General features: G+C 65.9%; 5 protein-coding genes and 1 pseudogene. 2 read left to right on the top strand and 4 right to left on the bottom strand.

The annotated features are described in order from the left end of the window. Positions 1 to 198, bottom strand: a pseudogene (locus tag BQ7388_RS10580) (hypothetical protein); the annotation flags it as partial. 121 nt (positions 199 to 319) lie between these two features. On the opposite strand from BQ7388_RS10580, the gene trxA reads away from it, so the two are divergent. Next, positions 320 to 637: a thioredoxin gene (gene trxA, locus BQ7388_RS10575; protein WP_009278325.1), complete on the top strand. Its 318-nt coding sequence runs from the start codon at positions 320 to 322 to the stop codon at positions 635 to 637. Positions 638 to 736: 99 nt separating this feature from the next. Further along, entirely contained in the window at positions 737 to 1,432 is a 696-nt protein-coding gene (locus tag BQ7388_RS10570) for a phosphatase PAP2 family protein (protein WP_009278324.1), read from the top strand. Positions 1,433 to 1,517: 85 nt separating this feature from the next. Here BQ7388_RS10570 and BQ7388_RS10565 read toward each other — a convergent pair whose 3' ends face one another. From BQ7388_RS10565 to BQ7388_RS10555, 3 genes are all read right to left on the bottom strand, one after another. Next, on the bottom strand, positions 1,518 to 1,967 hold the full coding sequence (locus BQ7388_RS10565; RefSeq protein WP_062531564.1) for a YfcE family phosphodiesterase: 450 nt from the start codon (positions 1,965 to 1,967) through the stop codon (positions 1,518 to 1,520). 32 nt (positions 1,968 to 1,999) lie between these two features. Beyond that, the gene (locus tag BQ7388_RS10560; protein WP_062531563.1) at positions 2,000 to 2,737 is read right to left on the bottom strand and encodes a LytR/AlgR family response regulator transcription factor; all 738 of its coding nucleotides are present in this window, start codon (positions 2,735 to 2,737) and stop codon (positions 2,000 to 2,002) included. Positions 2,738 to 2,838: 101 nt separating this feature from the next. After that, positions 2,839 to 4,031, bottom strand: a 1,193-nt coding sequence (locus BQ7388_RS10555) for a sensor histidine kinase (protein ID WP_072500632.1), incomplete at its 5' end; no start/stop codon positions are given.

Here is a 4,031-nt window from a genome sequence, read left to right as displayed (position 1 = left end):
CGCGCGCAGCGCCTCGCCGTCCGCACCACCCAAGAGCGGCCCGCCGGCGAGCTCGTCCCCTGAGAGGGACCCCTTCACAAAGAGGCAGGACGAGAAGGCGTTTCCGGACATGTTTACGTCGCGCTCGGCGAGGGATGCCAACTCGAAGCGCTGCTTGCGCAGGTAGGCATCCCGTCTTAGCTCGCGCTCGCCCCTCATTGCCCGCCTTCCGTCACCGTTTCCACACTTATCGATTCTACTGCCGGCATGCCACCGCTATGGGGTATAAGCCGCCCAGAGAGCAAGCGCCGCAAGGCACCCTACACAAGGAGAGACAACAATGGCCAACGCTATCACCAACGCCGAGTTCGACTCTGTCCTCGCCAACTCCGACAAGCCCGTCCTGGTGGACTTCTGGGCCTCCTGGTGCGGCCCCTGCCGCGCCCTGGGTCCCGTCGTCGAACAGGTCGCCGACGAGCTGTCCGACAAGATGGTCCTCTACAAGTGCAATGTCGACGACGAGGGCGAGCTCGCCCAGCGCTTCCAGATCGTGAGCATCCCCACCCTGATCCTCTTCAAGGACGGGAAGCCCGCCCATACCATGGTGGGCAACATGCCCAAGGCTGACCTCCTGAGCGAGCTCAACGCCAACCTCTAGGCCTTTTGAGAAGGGCAGCCCCTTGGCAGCCCGAAGTAATACCCTTGGAGGCGGACGCCCACGCGTCCGTCTCTTTTTGTCTCTGGCTGGAGGGTCCACATGGGCGAGCGCGTCAGTAAAACCTTCGACCTCTTCGGGCGCCTCGTGCGCAAGAACCTCTGGACCATAGTCCTCATCCTCGCCGTGGTGGGCTTCATCGCACTGCTCGAGGAGGTGCACGAGGACGGGCTCCTCGCCCTGGACGGATGGGCCTACTACCTCGTCGTGCTCCACATGAGGAGCGAGTGGCTCACTCCCATAATGCAGTCCATATCCGAGCTCGCGCTTCCCGTCGTCCTCGTCGTCATGCTCCTGGTCGTTGAGGCCTTCGCCCCCGGAAGGCGTCCCGGCCTCTGCGCCGCGGTCAACCTTGCTCTGGCGCTTGCGCTCAACCTGGTGCTCAAGGAGCTCGTGCAGCGACCCCGACCCGAGGGCTACCGGCTCATCGCGGAGTCCGGCTATAGCTTCCCCTCCGGCCACTCCATGGTGGCGATGGCGTTCTACGGGCTCCTGGTGTGGATGGTCTGGCGCTACGAGGGGGACCGCTTCGTGAAGGTCCTCTGCATGGGCGGGCTCTCGCTGGTCATCGTCGCCGTCGGCCTGAGCCGCATCTATCTGGGCGTCCATTACGCATCGGACGTGATTGCCGGATTCTGCGTGTCCATCGCCTGGCTCTGCGCGTACACCCGCATCTTCGTGCCCATGTTCCTGCCCGAGGGACATGGGCCGGAGCGTCGGGCGGCGCAAGAGCCATAGCCCCCGGCACCCAGCCGGCAACGGGAAGCTCGTACCTCTCGCCCCTTCCAGGCGAGAGGTGCGCCTCATCCTGGCTCGGAATCGCTCACAGGCCTACGATCTCTGCCTTGAGCAGTCTGCCGTCCTCCGCGATGATTCTGCCCATGGTCGGGCCGCCGCCACGGGGCAGGCTGGGGCTCCCCGGGTTCATGACCAGGACTCCCGTGCGGGAGTCTCGCTCCAGGAGGGGGCGGTGCGTGTGTCCGCAGATGGCGACGTCGCAGACCTCGAGGTCGAGTCTCTCCTGGTAGTGGCAGACCTGCCAGCGCAGGCCGCTGGCGAAGAAATGGGTGACGTTGCCCACGAAAGGGCCGTAGTCGTAGCCCCAGTCGTTGTTGCCCTTGCAGAGCTTCAGGGGGGCTATCCGCTCCAGGCGGCGCGCGTCCGCCGTCGAGCACATGTCACCGGCGTGCACTATAACGTCAGCGCCCTCAAGTGCCCGGAGCAACTCTGCGGAGAGGTGGCCGTGGGTGTCAGAGACTATGTCGTAGCGCATGGAACTCCCGTCGGGTCCGTCTTGTCGGCGGCCTAGATGCCCAGGGCGCGCTTGAGCGCGACCACGCGGCGGCGCGAGACGGGGATCTTCTTCTCGGGAATGCCCTTGAGGCCCAGCTGCAGGATTCCGCTGGAAATGACCTCGACGTCCTCCACGTGGTCGAGGTTCACGATGTAGCCGCGATGCACCCTGAAGAAGCCATGGGGCACGAGCCTCTGCTCGAGCTTGGCCAGGGAGATGGTCGAGAGGAAGCGGTCCTCGTCGGTGTAGATGCAGGAGTAGTCGTCCTTCGCCTCGATGAAGCGAATCTGGTCGACGGGGACCAGCACCTTGCGTCCGCCCTTCTCCACCGGAATTCGCTCGATGGAGACGCGGGTGCTGGGAGCGGGCTTGAGGCGCGCCTCGACCTTGTCGAGGGCCTGGGAGAGGCGATCGGTCTCGACCGGCTTCATGAGGTAGTCGACCGCGTCGACGTTGAAGGCGTCCAGCGCGTACTCGCTGTATGCGGTGACGAAGACCACGGCAGGCGGGTTCTTGAGCTTCCTCAGCGCCTCGGCGAGCTGCATGCCAGAGGTCTTGGGCATCGAGATGTCCAGGAAGAGCACATCGGGATGGCGCTCGGCACCCTCCTTGCTGCGCACAAGTGCCTCGACGGCCTCGCGCGCGCTGCTCGCCTCCTCGACGGACTCGACCCTCCCGGTCTCGTCCAGGAGGAACCTGAGCTCGGAACGGGCGGGAGCCTCGTCGTCTACGATCAGAACGTTAAGCATGCAATCAGCCAACTTTCTTCCGCCGGCGGCGGTAACCGAATGCCTACGAATACCAAAATGACCACGTCAGGGCCCAATTCACCATCTTACGCCTGTTGGCGCTAGCCCGCGCCCCCTGTGGGTGCGGCTCCCACAAGCCGCAGCGTGACGCAGGTGCCCGCACCCTCACGGCTCATGATCTCGACCCCCGACCCCATGCCGAAGAAGCGCTCGATGCGCTCGGCCACGTTGCGCAGGGCGATGCCGGTCCCCTTGTCGCTCTGGGACATGCCCCTGCCCTCGGCGCTGGCCTCGAGCAGTCCGTTGGCGACCTCCTCGCTCATGCCGAGGCCATCGTCGGCGACGGCGATGAGCACGTCTCCCCCGTCCGAGACAACCTGCACGTCGATGTGGAGCGGTCCCTCGTCGCTCATGGCGTGGCGCACCGCGTTCTCCACGATGGGCTGCACGAGGAAGCCCGGAACCCGCACCTTACCGCATCCGGGCTCGACGCGCTCGGTCTCGACGATACGGTCGTCGCCGAAGCGCGCCTTCTCTATCTTGAGGTAGCGCCTGGTCTGCTCCAGCTCCTCCTCGAGGGGGATAAGCTGCTCGGAGCTCTCGAGCGTACGACGATAGAAGACGGCGAACTCGCGCAGGAGCTCGCGGGCGCGGGAGGGGTCGGTCCTCGTGAGCGACGCCATCGTGTTGAGCGCGTTGAAGAGGAAGTGCGGGTTGATCTGGGCCTGCAGGGCCTTGACCTCGGCACGTGCCGTGAGCTCCGCCTGGCGGTCGAGCTCGTAGGCAGAGAGCTGCGTAGAAAGGAGCTCCGCGAAGCCGCGCGCAATGGCGAGCTGGGTGCGGTCCACGTCCCGGCCGTGGCGGTAGTAGAGCTTGAAGGTCCCCACGGGTCGGCCCGCCACCTCGAGCGGCGCGATGATGCCCACGGGAAGCACCTGCTCGCGGGCATCGCGCGAGAGCCCGACCTCCATGTCGGCCCATTCGTCCCAGTCGAGGTTGGTGAAGGTCTGCACGTGTCCGCTGGACAGGACCTCGCGGGTGGGGTCGCTGTTGGGGGCACCGACCTTGAATCCCGAGAGGTCGTCGCCCACGAAGGCGATGGTCCGCCTGTCGTCGCTGATGGCTATGGCCGATGCCGTGGTCTCGGGAAGGACCAGCTGGCAGACGGCCATGGCGCTCTCGGGGCTGAGGCCGGCGGACATCTGACGCAGGGTCCCGGACGCGACGCGCAGGGTCCTCTCGGTCGCCTGCGACCTCAGGTCGTCCGGTGCCATGAGGGCGGAGCCGCCCGCCA

The organism is Olsenella phocaeensis, from assembly GCF_900120385.1.
In the GTDB taxonomy this organism is placed as follows: domain Bacteria; phylum Actinomycetota; class Coriobacteriia; order Coriobacteriales; family Atopobiaceae; genus Olsenella_I; species Olsenella_I phocaeensis.
Note: the sequence above shows the minus strand (reverse complement) of the source record. Positions and strands in the feature narration are given on the sequence as shown.